This window comes from Pseudomonas sp. 21LCFQ010, assembly GCF_024129905.1.
Classification (GTDB): Bacteria; Pseudomonadota; Gammaproteobacteria; order Pseudomonadales; family Pseudomonadaceae; genus Aquipseudomonas.
The window spans coordinates 475,462-490,153 of sequence record NZ_JAMYDZ010000001.1; the positions used below are offsets into that span (position 1 = coordinate 475,462).

At 55.5% G+C, this 14,692-nt stretch carries 22 protein-coding genes and 2 pseudogenes; 13 read left to right on the plus strand and 11 right to left on the minus strand.

Annotated elements, in window-relative coordinates; all coding sequences use genetic code 11:
- Positions 1-3: 3 nt before the first annotated feature.
- From NJC38_RS02325 to NJC38_RS02345, 5 genes are all read left to right on the plus strand, one after another.
- Entirely contained in the window at positions 4-1,056 is a 1,053-nt protein-coding gene (locus tag NJC38_RS02325) for a hypothetical protein (protein WP_253111058.1), read from the plus strand.
- 3 nt (positions 1,057-1,059) lie between these two features.
- A complete protein-coding gene (locus NJC38_RS02330) occupies positions 1,060-1,512 on the plus strand; it encodes a tail fiber assembly protein (protein ID WP_253111060.1) in 453 nt (150 codons plus the stop codon).
- 15 nt (positions 1,513-1,527) lie between these two features.
- Positions 1,528-1,974 carry a structural protein P5 gene (locus tag NJC38_RS02335; RefSeq protein WP_253111062.1) on the plus strand — a complete coding sequence of 149 codons (447 nt, stop codon included), beginning with the start codon at positions 1,528-1,530 and terminating at the stop codon, positions 1,972-1,974.
- Positions 1,971-2,483 (plus strand): lysis protein, encoded by a 513-nt coding sequence (locus NJC38_RS02340; protein ID WP_253111064.1) that lies wholly within the window; start codon positions 1,971-1,973, stop codon positions 2,481-2,483. The genes NJC38_RS02335 and NJC38_RS02340 overlap by 4 nt, the downstream gene beginning before the upstream one ends.
- Positions 2,484-2,567: 84 nt before the next feature.
- Positions 2,568-3,590 carry an RHS repeat-associated core domain-containing protein gene (locus NJC38_RS02345; RefSeq protein WP_253111066.1) on the plus strand — a complete coding sequence of 341 codons (1,023 nt, stop codon included), beginning with the start codon at positions 2,568-2,570 and terminating at the stop codon, positions 3,588-3,590.
- A gap of 205 nt (positions 3,591-3,795) precedes the next feature.
- On the opposite strand, the gene NJC38_RS02350 is transcribed toward NJC38_RS02345, so the two are convergent.
- Together NJC38_RS02350 and NJC38_RS02355 are read right to left on the minus strand one after the other, a co-directional pair.
- Positions 3,796-4,077 (minus strand): XRE family transcriptional regulator, encoded by a 282-nt coding sequence (locus NJC38_RS02350; RefSeq protein WP_253111068.1) that lies wholly within the window; start codon positions 4,075-4,077, stop codon positions 3,796-3,798.
- A 41-nt stretch (positions 4,078-4,118) separates the two neighbouring features.
- Positions 4,119-4,325, minus strand: coding sequence for a hypothetical protein (locus NJC38_RS02355; protein ID WP_253111370.1), 207 nt, complete (start codon positions 4,323-4,325; stop codon positions 4,119-4,121).
- 344 nt (positions 4,326-4,669) lie between these two features.
- On the opposite strand from NJC38_RS02355, the pseudogene NJC38_RS02360 reads away from it, so the two are divergent.
- Positions 4,670-5,451 (plus strand): annotated as a pseudogene (locus tag NJC38_RS02360) (DNA adenine methylase).
- Positions 5,452-5,484: 33 nt separating this feature from the next.
- Here the strand turns inward: NJC38_RS02360 and NJC38_RS02365 are convergent.
- The gene (locus NJC38_RS02365) at positions 5,485-5,760 is read right to left on the minus strand and encodes a hypothetical protein (RefSeq protein WP_253111076.1); all 276 of its coding nucleotides are present in this window, start codon (positions 5,758-5,760) and stop codon (positions 5,485-5,487) included.
- Positions 5,761-5,763: 3 nt separating this feature from the next.
- On the minus strand, positions 5,764-6,027 hold the full coding sequence (locus tag NJC38_RS02370) for a hypothetical protein (RefSeq protein WP_253111077.1): 264 nt from the start codon (positions 6,025-6,027) through the stop codon (positions 5,764-5,766).
- A gap of 32 nt (positions 6,028-6,059) precedes the next feature.
- On the opposite strand from NJC38_RS02370, the gene NJC38_RS02375 reads away from it, so the two are divergent.
- Complete coding sequence (locus NJC38_RS02375) at positions 6,060-7,712, plus strand: ATP-dependent Clp protease proteolytic subunit (RefSeq protein WP_253111080.1); 1,653 nt, start codon at positions 6,060-6,062, stop codon at positions 7,710-7,712.
- A gap of 331 nt (positions 7,713-8,043) precedes the next feature.
- Here the strand turns inward: NJC38_RS02375 and NJC38_RS29135 are convergent.
- Together NJC38_RS29135 and NJC38_RS02380 are read right to left on the minus strand one after the other, a co-directional pair.
- Positions 8,044-8,354, minus strand: a pseudogene (locus tag NJC38_RS29135) (integrase).
- A 67-nt stretch (positions 8,355-8,421) separates the two neighbouring features.
- Positions 8,422-8,715 (minus strand): addiction module antidote protein, encoded by a 294-nt coding sequence (locus NJC38_RS02380; RefSeq protein WP_045490500.1) that lies wholly within the window; start codon positions 8,713-8,715, stop codon positions 8,422-8,424.
- Positions 8,716-8,983: 268 nt separating this feature from the next.
- Here NJC38_RS02380 and NJC38_RS02385 point away from each other — a divergent pair, with 268 nt between their 5' ends.
- Positions 8,984-9,133, plus strand: a complete 150-nt coding sequence (locus NJC38_RS02385; RefSeq protein WP_253111083.1) for a hypothetical protein — start codon at positions 8,984-8,986, stop codon at positions 9,131-9,133.
- A 31-nt stretch (positions 9,134-9,164) separates the two neighbouring features.
- On the opposite strand, the gene NJC38_RS02390 is transcribed toward NJC38_RS02385, so the two are convergent.
- Positions 9,165-9,422 (minus strand): hypothetical protein, encoded by a 258-nt coding sequence (locus tag NJC38_RS02390; RefSeq protein ID WP_253111086.1) that lies wholly within the window; start codon positions 9,420-9,422, stop codon positions 9,165-9,167.
- A 301-nt stretch (positions 9,423-9,723) separates the two neighbouring features.
- On the opposite strand from NJC38_RS02390, the gene ykgO reads away from it, so the two are divergent.
- On the plus strand, positions 9,724-9,873 hold the full coding sequence (ykgO, locus tag NJC38_RS02395; protein ID WP_253111089.1) for a type B 50S ribosomal protein L36: 150 nt from the start codon (positions 9,724-9,726) through the stop codon (positions 9,871-9,873).
- 51 nt (positions 9,874-9,924) lie between these two features.
- Here the strand turns inward: ykgO and NJC38_RS29005 are convergent, their stop codons facing one another.
- On the minus strand, positions 9,925-10,059 hold the full coding sequence (locus NJC38_RS29005; protein WP_257105868.1) for a hypothetical protein: 135 nt from the start codon (positions 10,057-10,059) through the stop codon (positions 9,925-9,927).
- Between the two features lie 175 nt (positions 10,060-10,234).
- Positions 10,235-10,552 carry an SMR family transporter gene (locus NJC38_RS02400; protein WP_045490504.1) on the minus strand — a complete coding sequence of 106 codons (318 nt, stop codon included), beginning with the start codon at positions 10,550-10,552 and terminating at the stop codon, positions 10,235-10,237.
- Between the two features lie 224 nt (positions 10,553-10,776).
- Between NJC38_RS02400 and NJC38_RS02405 the strand changes: the two genes are divergently transcribed.
- Both NJC38_RS02405 and NJC38_RS02410 read left to right on the plus strand, forming a co-directional pair.
- The gene (locus NJC38_RS02405; RefSeq protein WP_253111092.1) at positions 10,777-11,220 is read left to right on the plus strand and encodes a hemerythrin domain-containing protein; all 444 of its coding nucleotides are present in this window, start codon (positions 10,777-10,779) and stop codon (positions 11,218-11,220) included.
- A gap of 50 nt (positions 11,221-11,270) precedes the next feature.
- The gene (locus NJC38_RS02410; RefSeq protein ID WP_045490508.1) at positions 11,271-11,618 is read left to right on the plus strand and encodes a hypothetical protein; all 348 of its coding nucleotides are present in this window, start codon (positions 11,271-11,273) and stop codon (positions 11,616-11,618) included.
- 8 nt (positions 11,619-11,626) lie between these two features.
- Here the strand turns inward: NJC38_RS02410 and NJC38_RS02415 are convergent, their stop codons facing one another.
- A complete protein-coding gene (locus NJC38_RS02415) occupies positions 11,627-11,902 on the minus strand; it encodes a peptidylprolyl isomerase (RefSeq protein ID WP_045490510.1) in 276 nt (91 codons plus the stop codon).
- A gap of 96 nt (positions 11,903-11,998) precedes the next feature.
- On the opposite strand from NJC38_RS02415, the gene NJC38_RS02420 reads away from it, so the two are divergent.
- Positions 11,999-13,177 (plus strand): PilT/PilU family type 4a pilus ATPase, encoded by a 1,179-nt coding sequence (locus NJC38_RS02420; RefSeq protein WP_253111094.1) that lies wholly within the window; start codon positions 11,999-12,001, stop codon positions 13,175-13,177.
- 17 nt (positions 13,178-13,194) lie between these two features.
- Here NJC38_RS02420 and NJC38_RS02425 read toward each other — a convergent pair whose 3' ends face one another.
- A complete protein-coding gene (locus NJC38_RS02425) occupies positions 13,195-13,683 on the minus strand; it encodes a DMT family transporter (protein ID WP_253111097.1) in 489 nt (162 codons plus the stop codon).
- Between the two features lie 98 nt (positions 13,684-13,781).
- Between NJC38_RS02425 and NJC38_RS02430 the strand changes: the two genes are divergently transcribed.
- Positions 13,782-14,687 carry a LysR family transcriptional regulator gene (locus tag NJC38_RS02430; protein WP_253111100.1) on the plus strand — a complete coding sequence of 302 codons (906 nt, stop codon included), beginning with the start codon at positions 13,782-13,784 and terminating at the stop codon, positions 14,685-14,687.
- Positions 14,688-14,692 lie beyond the last annotated feature (5 nt).

The following is a 14,692-nucleotide window of genomic DNA, read 5'->3' on the forward strand; positions in this document are numbered from 1 at the left end:
TCCATGCCCAAGTTTTTCCGATTTCCCTGGGCTTACCAGGGCGATAAGAGCCCCATACCGGACGCCGTTCAGGCGGATGGCAGCTTCAGTTACAACCAAGGCTTCGGCTTTGACTACGAGCGCGCCCGCAATGACCCCAGCTACAAGCCGGTGCCACGCGAAGGCATGAATGGTGTTTTCCATGACATCACCGAGGCGCTGGGCACGATCCAGCGCCAAGGGGTATTTGATTGGGTGGATGCCGCGCAGAACGGCGGTGAGGCGGTGCGCTATGAGCTTAATGCGTTGGTGCGCCACCAGCAAAAGGTCTGGCGCTCACGCATCAGTGACAACCGCTCCGAGCCCGGCACGGATGGTACCTGGACCGATTTGAGCATCAGCCATAACTGCGCCCGTTTTACCGAGTCGGGCCGCCTGATTATCCCGGCCGACGTGACCACCATCTGGATTTCCGGCTGTGCTGGCGGTGGTGGTGGCGCCGGTGGCTCCGGCAACCATATCCAGGGTGCGGCCGCGCCCAGTCCCGGTGGCGGCGGCGCGGGTGAGTTTGTGATTGCCGAGCCTCATGACGTGGTGCCTGGTCAAGTACTGGATATCTTGATCGGCACCCGTGGTCTGGGCGGTGAGCGGGGCGTGCCTATGGTCACTGAACCCGGCAATGGTATCGATGGTGGAGATACCGTCATCGGCTCGGTTCTCACGCTACGAGGCGGCAAGGGCGGCGGACGCGGCATCAGCGCTCCAAACGGCGCCTACTCAGGGGGTAAAGGCGGAGCCGGTTTTCCTAACGGCGGCAGCGGTACCGATGGTACTTCGTCGATTGAGCGAGCCAGTCATACTGGTCTCAGCGGTGCAGGTGCATCCGGTCCATTTGGCGGTGGTGGCCTTGGACAACGCAGTGGTATTCCCCAGGCCCAGCTGAACGAAGGGCTAGAGGGCATGTCTGCTGCGGGATTTGGTACGGGCGGTGGCGGTGGAGGGTCTTCCTACATCAACGTCGGTGCCGGTGGAAAGGGCGGTAATGGCGCGCCCGGTTTCGTAATGATCAGGTGGTGATTCATGGCAAAGCGCGTGTTGTATTCCTTGCAAACCTTCCGTGTGCTGGAGTGGCAAGACACGGACAAAATGAACTATGGCGCTCCAGGCTGGGGCATGGCTGTGGCGGTGATTCCGGAAAGTGACTGGCTGCGGCAGAACACCTTGCAGTGGTACTTCAATGGGGCGTTGACCGACATGGAACCGACCATTGCGCCGCCCGTCATCACCCCGGAAGAAATCCTGTTTCGCAACGGCGTGACTCGCAGGCGCTTGATGAGCGAGGCGCAGATATCTATCACGCCGCTGCAGTACGCGGTCGATCTGGAGATGGAAACTGACGACGAAGCGGCCCAACTATTGCTCTGGAAACGCTACGTCGTCGAGGTCAATCGAATCGACCTGACGCTGCCAGACCCTGACTGGCCAACCCTACCCGAAGAATTTGAAGCCCGCCCCGAGCGGGCTTTTTATTGAGCGCAAGAAATGAACATGACAGTCCCTCGCGGCGTCCGTAACTGCAATCCGGGCAACATCGATTACAACCCGCGCAACCCGTGGATCGGCCAGCTTGGTCTGGAGCTGGGCGTGTTCCGCCCGCGCTTCGCCCGCTTCGACAGCGCCGAGAATGGCATTCGTGCCCTTGGCAAACTGCTGCTCAACTATCGCGGTAAAGATGGCCTGCCCGGCATCGGCGGGCCAAACATCGACACCGTGCGCGAAACCATCACCCGCTGGGCGCCCGGTAACGAGAACGATACCGAGGCCTACATCAGGGCCGTGGCCGGGAAACTGGGTGTCAGGGATAACGACATCATCGACGTGCGCCAACCGCGTGTGCTGCGCACCATGGTCGGCTCGATCATCGCCCATGAGTGCGCCAACTATCGGTACCCGAATGAAGTGTTTGACGAAGGCATGTGGCGGGCGCTGGCATGATCGGCGCGTCCATCGGTGGCCGACCCTGGGTCGCGGCGTTGCTGGTCGGCTTGGGCAGCGGCTTCGCCGTTGCCTGGGCGTGGCAGGCCAACGCTTACCGGGCACAGCTGGCCAGCCAGGCCGCTGCCTTTCAGGCCGACCTGACCACCATCGCCAATGCCAGTGCCGCCCAAGCCCGTAAGGCGTTCCAGGTGCAACAGCGCATGCAACAGGCGCTGACTGACCTCGACCGTAAATACACTCAGGAAAAGGAACAGGCCAATGCCGAAAATGAAGCTCTGCGCCGCGCTGTGGCTGACGGCACTCGCCGGCTGCGCATCGCCGGGACATGTCCTGCCGGTACCGGGCACGTGCCCGATGCCACCGGCACCGCCGGCGTGGGCGATGCAGGCACCGTCGAACTCGCTCAAGTTGCTGGACGAGCTGTTTTTGATATCAGAGCCGGGATTATTGCCGATCAAGCAGCCTTGAAGGCGCTGCAAGAGTACGTTAGGGAGGTATGTATGTAGCTAGACCTAGCATTTTTGCTCAGCGGTGCTTGCATGTATACGGAGCTATCATGGCGTCAGTAGGCATCCATTGGAGGTTTCGCCATGGACAGACTGGCTGCTGCTCAAGGGCAATCACTGTGTATTTATCGTTATGATCCCCTCGACAGGGTGAGTAGTCTTGATACGTCCGCGCTTACAGGCCATCGCTTTTACCGAGAAAGCAAAGTGGCGAGCTTTGTTCAGCAAGACCTAGCAGCGACTCTTTTACAAACTGAGCTTGGTTTGCTAGGAGTGGTCATTAAGCGCGAGCAGCAAGTGGAGCAGTTGCTGTTCGCTACAAATGAGCAAAATTCGGTTTTTCAAGCAATCAACCCTTTACGCACAGAGCACCTGCGTTATACGCCTTATGGCTACCATGTACAGGCTCTGAGCATGCTACCAGCGTTTGTCGGTGAGTGTCCTGAACCGGTAACTGGATACTATATGCTAGGTAACGGATACCGAGCCTATAACCCGATACTCATGCGCTTTCATAGTCCAGATAGCATGAGTCCCTTCGGGGGTGGTGGTATCAACGCTTATGCTTATTGCGCAGGAGACCCGCTGAATCGGATCGATCTCGACGGCCACTCCTACATGCTACATAAGGCTGTCGAAAAATTTCTGGCCCTAATCAAACGCCAGCCGCGCCACGCTGCTATCTCCCCGCGTATAACAGGTCTAGCGCCTATCGCAGCCAAACCTTTCAAGCCTCGGCGGCTTATTGCCAACTTGAATGACTCAGCTCCGCTGCCTGCTATTCCTGAGACCGTAGTAGCCCGTACAGCTGATGAAATGTACTTTCTGGACGCTCCCGCCCAGGAGTTGCTTAAACATCATCGCCGTTATGTAAAATCCTCTAAACAAATGCTTTCTGAGAAGCGTCGGGCCATCAACAAGAATGCAGTTAGTCAGTTGCCGAATGTAAAGCAAAGTGAGACCTGGGGCGCTGGTGGTAGACGACGGGCCACTAACCCTGAGGAGTTACAGCTCAAAATTGCGGAGGCGCGGCGGCAAGCTGGAAGAGTTGAGTCGATATCGCGGCTTGGGCGAGCGTCTGATATTAGAAAAGAGCACGCGATCTAATAGGCGGTGTGTACGCTAGGCTTTGTCTGGGCTGTGGCGAGGCTGAATCTTCTCTTCAGGATCATTACTGGGCTTGGTTGCCAGCGCCCAATCGAACTGGTGTACGTCAGAGAAAAAAACCGGTAGTCGCTTGGCAGGTACTTACATCCAAACTACCACGTCCAGGTGGAGTACTCGTTCAATCCGCATGGCGGCCTTGGATGCATCAGTCGTCCGCCTGGCCTATCTCTATACCCGCGCCCACGTCGCGCATCTTGGCGTAGACGCTTTCAAGCATCTCATCAGAAAGGGTCAGCCGTGCTGCAATCATAAACAACATCTGAGCGCTCAATTCCCGTGGCGCAGCGCCCCCGGTGTACTTGCGCCATTGACGCCCGTCGGCCAGCCCGGCCAGGTCGGCCATCTGATTGCCGGTCATGCCCAGCTCGCGCTTGAGCCGTTCAAGGTCGTCTGTGGAGGGGGGAGAGTAGCGGGTGATCTTGTTCATGTGCCGCCTATGAGAAGCCCCGCTTGCGCGGGGCTTGTTGATCAGGCCAGGTATTTGGTCAAGGCCAGGGTCGCTGCTGCCACCGCGCCGACCAGGCCGGATGCAATCGCGATGGGGTACCAGAATACTTCGCGGCTCATCTTGGATGACTCGGCCCGCAGCTTGATGGTCTCAGCGTTCAATTTGCTGGTCTCGGCCATCAGCTTGGCGATCTCGGAGTGGATCTTTTCCAGTTCGGCGGTGGTCATTGCGTTGCTCATGTGTGCTTCCCTTTGGGGCTGTCGGGCCGGGCGATGTGCGCTTCCCATGCGTTGTATTTTAGGCCCATTGGGCCTATTCCGCAATAGCTGATATTAACTTTTTTGGGAGAGGCGATGCCTGTCGGTGTCGATCAAGCGCTGCGCTCGATCAGAAGGCTTGTCTCTTTTTCACCACCCGTTCAAGCAAAAGGAGCGACCAGCCTGGATGCGTCAACATCCATACCGGTCGCCGAACCCGCAGACCATTCCTGCAAGTCCCGCCAAGGCTCCTGCTCCGTGCACAAAGCGCGGCGAGCCTATCACCTGTTTATCCATACAGTAAAGACTTGCACATGACCAACCCCATCGTTCCATGGATGGGCGGCAAACGCCGCCTGGCCAAACACCTGCTGCCCCTTTTCCCGAAGCACGACTGCTACGTCGAAGTCTTCGCGGGCGGCGCCGCACTGTTCTTCAAACGCCCTGAACCCGCCAAGGTCGAGGTTCTCAACGACCTGAACGGGGAACTGGTGAACCTCTACCGGGTGGTACAGAACCACCTTGAGGAATTTATCCGCCAGTTCAAGTGGGCGCTCTCGTCCCGTCAGATCTTCGAGTGGCAGAAAATGACCCGCCCCGAGACCTTGACCGACATCCAGCGCGCTGCGCGGTTTTTCTACCTGCAGCAGCATGCGTTTGGCGGCAAGGTCAGCGGCCAGACCTTCGGCACCGCGACCACCACCCCGGCGATCAACCTGCTGCGGATCGAGGAAAACCTGTCGGCTGCCTGGCAGCGGTTGTCAGGCACCTACTTAGAGAACCTGCCGTGGCTGGAGTGTGCCGAGCGTTATGACCGGCCGCATACGTTTCACTACATGGACCCTCCGTACTGGAAGACCGCAGGGTATGGGGTAGGGTTTGGGTTTGGGCAGTATGAGGCGATGGCTGATTTTATGCGGCGTTGCAAGGGGCGGGTGATGGTGAGTGTCAATGATCATCCGGATGTTCGAGAAATTTTCGAGGGGTTCACCATCAGACATTGAAAGCCCGTTATATCACTGGCAACCAGCGCACCACCCAGCCCGAGATAAGCTCAGAGCTGGTGATTATGAACTGGATGCCAGGAATTTTTTAAATTTCAAAAAAACAGGCGCCTGCGCGCCTGTTTCTAGTTTTTGTTAGATATGTTATCTATTAGCCATCGGTTGTCGCATGTTAAATTTCGCCATGCTGCGGGTGCGCTCGACTTTACGACTAAAAGTCTTTCATCAGGTGCAAGATGTACTGATAAGGAATCTCTAATTTCTGTAGCTGTTTGTTCTGATTTTAAAAACCAAGTCGATGCTAAGCCTTGCTTTGCCTCACCTAGCGCTGCAAGCTCCTCAAACAAGTCGTCTTGATTGTAATCCTCGTTGAGTTCAAAGGATAAAACATATGTCGTCATAGTTTAATCCTTGGCAAAGTAATATCCGAGTATCATTGATACTATTGGAACTAGGCTCTGATAAATGTTTTCTGAAAGCTTCTTGGCGCGTTCGGTGACAAAACAGTCAGGGATAAAGCTACAGGCAAAAATCAGAATGATCAAAAAAAACAAACCGCCAAGTACTGCTCGTGCAAGCTCTAGCTTTGCTTGGGGCATGTTAAAACTCGGTTCTCCGACTATTCCGTCAAGGTTGACCTTGAATTCCTGAAGCTCCTCTTGGTTCATTTTATATCCCTATTATTTTGCCGATGACTTCTATGTGGGAACTGCTGTTTGGGTCGTTGTCTTCTTTGGCAACTGCCAAAAAACGGCCGTGTTTTTTTTCTGTTTCAGACACTTTTAATAGGGCGAACGCACGCCGTATTACATCCCCTTTTGAAATGTTATCTTTAAGGGCGGTTTCTTCGATAAGCCTCTCCATTTCTGGAGAGAGGTTTACACTCATTCTGGACATTTGTACTCTCCTTGCACTGCGTCAAAAAATATCAAAGCATGGTGCATTTCTGGTGCTACTATGGTGCGATTTTGGTGTAAATCTGGTGCAAAAGCAAATTCCTTTGGATGAGGTGGATGTGGCACGAAGTGATGAAGCGGCTGATAGCAGTCTCGAACCCAGCCAAAGCGAGGTGGTAAAGCCCCATGCACTCTCTGGCCCTCCACAAGACAGTGCGACGGACGGTCATTCTGTTCCCGCTTCTGACGTCCCTGATGGCGTTGAGTCCTCTAACGTGACTGAGATCAGCGAACGCAGTCTAGATGCTGCTCCGGACGATGAATCAAGATCGTTTTCGGCCGAAAAAAAGCGAGAGGAGCCGCCGCTAGCTAAACAGCTTGCAGAGATAGCTACTCAGATAGACGAATTACGTAAAAATACCAAACCTAATCTGGGGCAGTCTGGCCTTTTGAATCTGTTGAAAGCGGTCGTTGTGGATGCCAACACCAAACCTCGTAAGAACGCTGGAAGTAGTAGTGAGCCGTATGGAGATGAGCCGGCCTCCGCTGCGAGTACTGAGGAGGTAATTGCGCAAAAACCTAATCGTGACGCTCAATACGTTGCGGACTTTGTTGAGCGTGAGAAGGGCAAGGGGCTTGGGGATGCACTAAAGCGGGAGGTTTTGAAAATTCTCGGTGAACACCCGGTTCTGGCTAATTATGATGTGGTATTTTTATATGATCATAATCAGATCAATAGGCTTCATGCTGGTGCTATATACCAACGCCTTTCTGGTCGTGATAAAAAGAAAGATATATTCTTGATTTTAAAAAGTCCGGGGGGTGAGGTTGAGTCGGCTTATTTGATTAGTAAGATGTGTAATAGATACAAGGATGGTAGGTTTGTAGTGGGTGTGCCAGCAGAAGCAAAGTCAGCTGCTACTTTGCTTTCTCTTGGTGCGGATGAAATTCATATGGGGGCAATGAGCGAGCTTGGTCCAATTGATCCTCAAATTAATGATTTTCCTGCACTAGCTTTCTCTGGAGCTCTGGAGCGAATTACAAAGCTTGCTCATGAATATCCCGGGGCGGCAAACATGTTATCACAATACCTGATTGGTAGTAGTCTTGATGTCAGAGCGTTAGGACACTATGAGCGAATCACAGAGTCTGCGACTCAATACGCATTAAGGCTTTTAAAGTCTAAGGTTACCTCAACGGAGGTGGACTTGAAGCAAATGTCTGCATTAGCTGAGCACTTTACTAATCATTATAAAGATCATAATTTTGTTATTGATCTAGACGAGGCTCGTGAACTTTTTGGTGAGCTTGGTGAGGATGTAGTAAAGTCTGATACTGATCTATATAAGGCATGTCATGAGGTCCATAGATTTATTGAGCTATCTCAGCAGGTGTGCGCTGTGAAAAATGTAGGTGGGCGATTAATTATTATCGGCGATAACTACATTTTGAGGTGAGATTTTGTCTTCGTGGTGAGTATCTCCACAAGAGCGTTGTTGCGCTGCCAAGGCAATCTGTTCGACGGTGTTTCTGCATACAGGTATGCCTAGTGGACATAAGAAGATTCGCGGCCTGCCGGACCAATCCACGGACCAACAGGCGCGTTTTGACAGGTTTTGACCAGGGTCACATAGTGATTTACCCCAGCAAAATCAACGCTTAGCTACTCTAGATTACCGGCGAGGTAGCGCATGGTGATGTTTGCTGTAGAGATCAAGTGCTGGTCCTGTAAGGGTTTCAAGCGAGTATTTCTGTGTCACTGCCGGTCTTGGGCCAAATTTGGGCCAATCACACTCGAACCGCCAGCTTATCCAGCTCCCTCCATCAGAGGTTGAGCTGATCCATTTTGCGTAAGTGGAAAGCAGCATTTCGACGCTATGGCCCAATTGGCTGGCAATGAATGCAGGATTCATCCCAGACATCAGGCACATGGTCGCGTAGGTATGGCGCGTGTCGTATTGGCGACGTTCGCGGATGCCAAGAGCTTGGAGCACAGGTTTGAGGTGGCGGATTGTAACACTTGGTTCCTGAATCCACATCCCGCCCTTACTGGGCGAGAACACGTAAGGGCGCTCAGGGTAACCACCTCTCGATGACATTTTGCACAGCGCTACCCATTGTTTTGCTTGGGGCCGGTCGCAAAATCGAAGCTGTGCACAACCTGATTCAAGGATGTGTCATGGGCCTGACATGAAGTTCGATACCGAGGGCGCGCATCACCTTCATGATGGTGTCAAAGCGTGGTTTGGCTCCAGGAGCGAGGGCCTTGTAAAGACTGGCCCTGCCAAGCCCGGAGTCTTTGGCAATTTGCGCCATGCCTCGGGCTTTGGCCACATGGGAAACGGCTCTGATGAGTTCATCGGTGTCGCCATCGGCCAACACCTGGGTCAGGTACTCGGTGATTGCTTCATCACTGTCGAGCAGTGCCGCCATATCGAACGGCAACAGGGTATCGGTCATGGCAGGACCTCCTTTGCCACATCAGTCTGCATGCCCCCGGATAAAGGTTCGGGTTTGTCGGGTCTGCTAAGTCATGGGTGAGTGTATCCAGATGGAGACGATGCCCCTCATCAGGACTTGTAACTTTCACTGACGCAATATTTCTATTTGTTACATGTCTTTTGGGCCAAGTGTATGAGGAACGCTACCAGCTTAACGCCACAACGTTGACCCACCACCCCCCACAAGGCTATACAAACCGCCCGAGTACCAACTGAGCAAGCCCGCCATGCCCGCCAATGACGATTACAAGCACGAGCCTGAACACGATCACCTGCTCGATCACGAGTTCGCCACGGATTCATTTGAGGAGGAGCAAGAGGGTGACGAAGAATACGATCACGACCCGTTCGCCGACGAAGTCGAGGACGATGAGTAATCCTCGACCATCGAGCTACCTTGCTAACCAATCAAGCCAGTACCTCGGGATGCGGATAAACCGCAGAGGGCTCGGCCCGCTGGCTTTCATCAATCCGCAACGCCGCACTGCGCAGTGCCTGGGCCGATGATTCAATGGCTGCGATGTGTCCTTGCACATCCAGCCCGTCGACGTGTCCGCCACGCTGATTAAGGAAGATCAGGTGCCCGCTCATGGCAATGGAAAGACTCTCCAGATGCCTGGCGGTCTGTTCAAGATCACTCTTGATGGTATCCAGAGATTCCAGCATTGCTCGGCGCCTTGGTTGTGGGTGCGATCCAATCTTCACGACTGCAAAAGTCGTCAAATCCGTTTGTGTCCATTCCTGGCTAAGTGTGGTGCGAGATCACGAAGTCGCGTCTGTGCGTGACACGTTTCTGGCGTCGGATTTTTGCTGCCAGGCCCCGTAAATAAAGGCTCACAGCTTGGAATAACGGACAGGCAAAGTAAAGCGCGGTGACGTAAAAGCAGGAGATCGTGTCGTCCTTTGGTTGATAATGATTCCCGTTTGTGATGTTATGTTGTTGCATTTAAAGCCGAGGGTATATCTTATGAAAGTGTTGTCATCGTTCAAGGAAGCCAAAGCCCGTCACCGCGACTGCCAGATCGTCAAACGCCGCGGGCGAATCTATGTGATCTGCAAGTCCAATCCGCGTTTCAAGGCACGCCAGGGCAATGCGAAAAACCGTAATAAGGGTTGATTGAGAAATAAAGACGGGCAACCGGTTTTAGATCCGCTGCCCGTCAAGTCCTCATTCGACGCTGCAGATCCAACGCTGATGATGTCGATAAGGCGCGCGAATAAAGGTGATATCCGCGATTCGTTTCAGACCTTGCTGCTGCAGAGCCAGGGTCAGTTGCACGAGGGTATCTGCTTCGATAGTCATTGCTGTCTCCTTGTCAGATGCTTCATTGCACAAGGAGTGTGACCGCAGACAAAAACGCCTTATTCAGTTTTTATCAGCAGCCAGTTGCCCAGCGGTCACGACCGGTTTTTTTGCCCCGAGTTGCAAGAAAATCGCTGGCCGTTCAATCACATCCCTTGTTCCTGCCTGCGTTCATTCAGCTGGACGACAATTTCATCAGCACCAGACCGCTGACAATCAGTACCGCCGCCAGTATCCGCAGGAAGGTCATCGGCTCGCCCAGCACGGTGATGCCAACCACGAACGCGCCTACCGCGCCGATGCCGGTCCAGATGGTGTACGCGGTGCCCAGCGGCAGGCTGCGCATCGAGATCGATAGCAACACGATACTGGCGATCATGGCCGCTGCGGTGATGAGGGTAGGGGTGAGTTTGCTGAAACCTTCTGACTGTTTCATCGTAAAGGCCCAGACAATTTCCAGAATGCCCGCCAATACGAGGTATATCCAGGCCATGCCCGGTTCTCCTGTTCAAAGAATCGGGCCGTCCCGAAATGCTGTCCCGTCATGGGTGAGGGCGTCCTCAACAGCCTCGCTTTATAACTCAAGAGCGAGCGCTACGAAAACGCTCGTCGTCATGCAGCCATCGACGTGACCGCTTGCAGCTTCGCTTTGAACTGAGCGCACGCCGCAGCGGTCTAGCCACTGACTACCTTTTTCATTGGTCAGGAGTATTGCCCTTGAACATCTTCGAAGCGCTGCGCGAAAGCCACGATCGTCAACGCCGTTATGCCGATGCCATGATTCAGACCCAAGGTGCCAGTGAGGAGCGGGCCGAAGCTTATCGGCTGCTCAAGGATGAATTGCAAGCGCATGAAACCGCAGAAGAGCGGCATTTCTACGTGCCGCTGATGCAGCATGACAATGGCGTAGACCTGAGCCGTCATGCGATTGCCGAACATCACGAAATGGATGAGTTGATGGAAGAGCTGGACGCCACCGACATGTCCAGCCCGAGCTGGTTGGTCTCGGCGAAAAAGCTCAGCCACAAGGTGCATCACCATCTTAAGGAGGAAGAACAGAAATTCTTCCAGATGGCCGGCAAACTGTTGGACGACAAACAGAAAGAAGCGTTGGCGGGTAAATACGTGAAAGAGTTTGAAGAGCAATTGGCCGAGGATTGAAACCGGCTGGCAGTGTTAGACTCGGCGTTTTTCAGGGATAAGGGCTCGTCATGAAATACGCGACTCTGATAATGGCGACCGTGCTGCTGGCCGGATGCGCCGCGCCGTCGAATTCGGCGCGCTCCGAGGGGCCGTTGAAAACGCTGGCCAGCGAGAAAACCAGCGCCGAGGTGGCCCAGTGCATCCAGGCTGCCTGGCAAGACGTCAAGCTGTTCGGCGATTCGGCGGATGTGTTTCTGGACCGCCAGGGTGACGGCAACTTTACGGTATTTACCACCCAGACCCGTTACTTTGCCGATGTCCTGCGCCAGGGTGGTGGCAGTGAGGTGCGTTTCTACGCACACAAGGGCGGCGACCAGATTGCGTTGCGGGCTGCGGCAATCGCCACCTGCCTCTGAATCTTGAGTCAGTCGCGGTAGAACACCTGCACCAAGTGATAGCCGAACTTGCTTTTCACCGGCCCGTGTACGGTGCGCAGTGGCTTCTTGAAGATGATCTGGTCAATGGCGCCGACCATCTGGCCGGGTCGCACTTCGCCCAAATCGCCGCCGCGTTTGCCAGAGGGGCAGATCGAGTGTTTGCGGGCCAATACATCGAAGGCTTCGCCCTTGGCCAACTGCAGCTTCAAGCGCTCGGCTTCTTCGGCGGTCTTGACCAGGATGTGGCGGGCTTGGGCTTTCATGAGGCGCTGCTACCTGTCGCAAAAGGCTGTCATTATGCCTGTCTACTACGCTCAGCAGTGTAGCGGCCTTACTTTTTTACCCCTGCGGTGTCGATTATGGATTTTCAGGCATTACTCAAGACCCTGGCCACTCAGGACGGTTCGGACCTTTATCTGTCTACTGGCGCGCCACCCTGCGCCAAGTTCAACGGTGTGTTGCGGCCATTGGGTACTGAAACGCTCAAGCCCGGTGAAGTGGCCAAGGTCGCTGATGCGATCATGGATGACGAGCAGAAAACCGCCTTCGAGCGTGAGTTGGAAATGAACTTGGCCGTGTCCCTGGCCGGGGTCGGGCGGTTTCGGATCAATATCTTCAAGCAGCGCAACGAAGTGTCGATCGTGGCGCGCAATATCAAGCTGGATATCCCGAAATTCGAAGACCTGCACCTGCCGCCAGTGCTGCTTGATGTGGTGATGGAAAAGCATGGGCTGGTGCTATTTGTCGGTGCCACCGGTTCAGGCAAATCGACGTCTTTGGCGGCACTGATCGACTATCGCAACCGCAATGCCAGCGGGCATATCATCACCATCGAAGACCCGGTGGAATTCATTCACCGGCACAAGAAGTCGATCATCAACCAGCGTGAGGTCGGGGTCGATACCCGCAGCTTTCATAACGCGCTGAAGAACACCCTGCGCCAGGCACCGGATGTGATCCTGATCGGCGAGATCCGCGACCGGGAAACCATGGAGCATGCGCTGGCGTTTGCTGACACCGGGCATCTGGCCATTTCGACCTTGCACGCCAACAACGCCAACCAGGCGCTGGACCGGATCATCAACTTTTTCCCTGAAGAGCGCCGTGCGCAACTGCTGCATGACTTGGGCAATAACCTCAAAGCGTTCGTTTCCCAGCGTCTGGTGCGCACCCCGGACGGTAAGCGGCGCGCGGCGGTCGAGGTGATGATGGGCTCACCGACCATCCGCGATCTGATTCAGCGCAACGAGCTGACCGAGCTGAAAAGCATCATGGAGAAGTCCGGCAACCTGGGCATGCAGACCTTCGATTCGGCATTGTTCAATCTGGTGGTGGAGGGTGCGATCAGCGAAGAAGAAGCCATCAAGCATGCTGACTCGAAGAACAATGTGCGCTTGCGTCTCAAGTTGCATGGTGAGGGCGGCGTGACTGCCGCGCCGACCGCAGCGCCAGCGGCGCCGGTGGGGGTCGCCAGCCCGAGCATGACTCAGTGGGGCCTGGTGGAGGATGACGACGAATCCGGCACGACCCAGTCTTGAGCGAGCAAGGCTCCGCGTTAACCGGCGGGCGGGGCCGACACCGTGAACCACTGCACCAGCAGCACACCGACGAACATCATGGCGATACCGGCCAGGCGCCCGACGTTCGCCTCCTTGACGGCTAAGCCCATCAGGCCGAAATGGTCGATCAGCAGCGAGCTGAGCATCTGCCCGGCGATCACGCAGGCAATGAAGCCGGTTGCCCCCAGGCGAGGTGTCAGCAGCAGGGCGCAGGTGATGTAGGCGACCCCGGCCACACCGCCCAACCATGCCCAAAGTGGTAGCGCCGCGGCCTGGCTCAAGGCGGGCAAGGGTGGCCGCGCGGCGAGCAGCGCTGGCACGATGACCAACAGGCTGATCAATAAAGACCCGACCGTCGCCCACAGTGGATGGCCCAGTGCGCGGCCCAGTGCGGCATTGCTGCCAGCCTGAAAGGGGACTAGCGCACCTGCGGCCAACGCAGTGGTGGCCAGCAGTGCTGCGGTCAATGACAGCGAACCATTCATGCTCGTCTCCTGGTTAATCCAGCTTGTGTCGGAGCAGAATCTTGATTAATTAGTAAGATGAATGGAAATTCGAATTCAGGATAGGGTTCATTCTTGTGGTGAATAATCTGCGACGTATTGACCTGAACCTGCTGGTGACCCTGCACGCGCTGTTGATTGAGAAGCATATTTCTCGCGCCGCCGTACGCTTGCACAAGAGCCAGCCTGCGGTCAGTCATGCTCTGGCTCACTTGCGCCAGTTGTTCGATGACCCGTTGCTGGTCCGGCGCGGTGGCAAGCTGGAACTGACCTCCCGTGCTGCGGAGCTGTTTCAGCCGCTGACCGAGGCATTGGGCCAGCTCGGCACGTTGCTCGATACGCCGCAGTTCGATCCGTCCAGTACCCAGCGGGTGTTTCGCCTGGCGATGTCGGATTACGGTGCGCGGGTGGTGTTGCCTGGGCTGGTGCCGGAGTTACGCGCTGCTGCCCCCGGCGTCGAGCTACGGATCAGTCAGTCCAGCCGTGAGGCAATGCTGGCTGATGTGATGGAGGGCCAGGTCGACATGGCGCTTGGCGTCTTCGCTGATCACACGCCCACTGAGGTACATCGCCACACACTGTTTCGCGAGCATTTTGCCTGCCTGGCCGACGCTTCGACAATGCCAGCATGCGGTGCGTTGAGCCTGTCTGACTGGCTGGCTCGACCTCACGTGATGCTGGCGATGCGATCAACAGCCGATAACGAGGTCGATCAGGCACTGGCTCGCGCCGGTCATCAGCGGCAGATTGCCGTGCAACTGCCGCATTGGGGCGTGGCAAGCGATTTGATTGCCGGCACCGATCTGATTCTGACCGTCGCCCGGCGCAGCCTGGACGCCGTCGCCCGCGACCCACGGTTATGCATCTTCGAGCCGCCGCTGTGCATTGAGCCCTTTGGCTTCTCGTTGATCTGGCATCGGCGCCGGGACGGCGATCAGGCTCACGGCTGGCTGCGACAGCTACTCATGGTTCATGCCGCCCGTTAATCGCC

Excerpts from the sequence above, each read along its gene's own strand:
- NJC38_RS02325 (WP_253111058.1), top strand. The coding sequence starts at position 4 with ATGCCCAAGTTTTTCCGATTTCCCTGGGCTTACCAGGGCGATAAGAGC.
- NJC38_RS02330 (WP_253111060.1), top strand. The coding sequence starts at position 1,060 with ATGGCAAAGCGCGTGTTGTATTCCTTGCAAACCTTCCGTGTGCTGGAG.
- NJC38_RS02335 (WP_253111062.1), top strand. The coding sequence starts at position 1,528 with ATGACAGTCCCTCGCGGCGTCCGTAACTGCAATCCGGGCAACATCGAT.
- NJC38_RS02340 (WP_253111064.1), top strand. The coding sequence starts at position 1,971 with ATGATCGGCGCGTCCATCGGTGGCCGACCCTGGGTCGCGGCGTTGCTG.
- NJC38_RS02345 (WP_253111066.1), top strand. The coding sequence starts at position 2,568 with ATGGACAGACTGGCTGCTGCTCAAGGGCAATCACTGTGTATTTATCGT.
- NJC38_RS02350 (WP_253111068.1), bottom strand. The coding sequence starts at position 4,077 with ATGAACAAGATCACCCGCTACTCTCCCCCCTCCACAGACGACCTTGAA.
- NJC38_RS02355 (WP_253111370.1), bottom strand. The coding sequence starts at position 4,325 with ATGACCACCGCCGAACTGGAAAAGATCCACTCCGAGATCGCCAAGCTG.
- NJC38_RS02365 (WP_253111076.1), bottom strand. The coding sequence starts at position 5,760 with ATGACGACATATGTTTTATCCTTTGAACTCAACGAGGATTACAATCAA.
- NJC38_RS02370 (WP_253111077.1), bottom strand. The coding sequence starts at position 6,027 with ATGAACCAAGAGGAGCTTCAGGAATTCAAGGTCAACCTTGACGGAATA.
- NJC38_RS02375 (WP_253111080.1), top strand. The coding sequence starts at position 6,060 with ATGTGGGAACTGCTGTTTGGGTCGTTGTCTTCTTTGGCAACTGCCAAA.
- NJC38_RS02380 (WP_045490500.1), bottom strand. The coding sequence starts at position 8,715 with ATGACCGATACCCTGTTGCCGTTCGATATGGCGGCACTGCTCGACAGT.
- NJC38_RS02385 (WP_253111083.1), top strand. The coding sequence starts at position 8,984 with ATGCCCGCCAATGACGATTACAAGCACGAGCCTGAACACGATCACCTG.
- NJC38_RS02390 (WP_253111086.1), bottom strand. The coding sequence starts at position 9,422 with ATGCTGGAATCTCTGGATACCATCAAGAGTGATCTTGAACAGACCGCC.
- ykgO (WP_253111089.1), top strand. The coding sequence starts at position 9,724 with ATGAAAGTGTTGTCATCGTTCAAGGAAGCCAAAGCCCGTCACCGCGAC.
- NJC38_RS29005 (WP_257105868.1), bottom strand. The coding sequence starts at position 10,059 with ATGACTATCGAAGCAGATACCCTCGTGCAACTGACCCTGGCTCTGCAG.
- NJC38_RS02400 (WP_045490504.1), bottom strand. The coding sequence starts at position 10,552 with ATGGCCTGGATATACCTCGTATTGGCGGGCATTCTGGAAATTGTCTGG.
- NJC38_RS02410 (WP_045490508.1), top strand. The coding sequence starts at position 11,271 with ATGAAATACGCGACTCTGATAATGGCGACCGTGCTGCTGGCCGGATGC.
- NJC38_RS02415 (WP_045490510.1), bottom strand. The coding sequence starts at position 11,902 with ATGAAAGCCCAAGCCCGCCACATCCTGGTCAAGACCGCCGAAGAAGCC.
- NJC38_RS02420 (WP_253111094.1), top strand. The coding sequence starts at position 11,999 with ATGGATTTTCAGGCATTACTCAAGACCCTGGCCACTCAGGACGGTTCG.
- NJC38_RS02425 (WP_253111097.1), bottom strand. The coding sequence starts at position 13,683 with ATGAATGGTTCGCTGTCATTGACCGCAGCACTGCTGGCCACCACTGCG.